Genomic DNA, 596 nt, shown 5'->3' with positions numbered 1-596 from the left:
TAACTACCATCGGTATTTAAAGTTAACTCACCTTCAGTGAGGGTAACGGTGTCACCTGCACTATATGTATTACCACCAACAGTAAAACTCGTTACGGTTAGTGGACCGTCTGCTGTTTCAGCATTATCTAACACATTGCCCGTGGCAATTGTATCTTCAGCTATCGTAACCGTTTCACTATCATCACTTAAATCTGAAACTGGTGTCACTGAAATTGTTAAGGTAGAGCTCTGAGTGTCACCTGCACTGTCAGTAACAATGTAAGTAATTACAGGCACAGCACCGTTGAAATTGTCATTTGGTGTGAAGGTATAACTACCATCGGTATTTAAAGTTAACTCGCCTTCCGTAAGAGTAACGGTATCACCTGCATTATAGGTATTCCCACCAACCGTAAAGCTTGTAACAGTTAGTGGACCGTCTGCAGTTGCTGCGTTATCGAGGACATTACCTGTAGCAATTGTATCTTCAGCTATCGTAACCGTTTCACTATCATCACTTAGATCAGACACGGGTGTCACTGAAATAGTTAGGGTAGAACTCTGTGTATCACCAGCACCATCTGTGACGGTATAAGTAATCACAGGCACAGCACC

The 596-nt window shown here is 42.6% G+C and carries 1 protein-coding gene; it reads right to left on the bottom strand.

Annotated elements, in window-relative coordinates; genetic code table 11:
- The coding region (locus H4J75_RS19695) for an Ig-like domain-containing protein (RefSeq protein WP_182223068.1) at positions 1 to 596 on the bottom strand (596 nt) is incomplete at both ends.

This window comes from Colwellia sp. BRX10-1, assembly GCF_014077545.1.
In the GTDB taxonomy this organism is placed as follows: domain Bacteria; phylum Pseudomonadota; class Gammaproteobacteria; order Enterobacterales; family Alteromonadaceae; genus Colwellia_A.
Note: the sequence above shows the minus strand (reverse complement) of the source record. Positions and strands in the feature narration are given on the sequence as shown.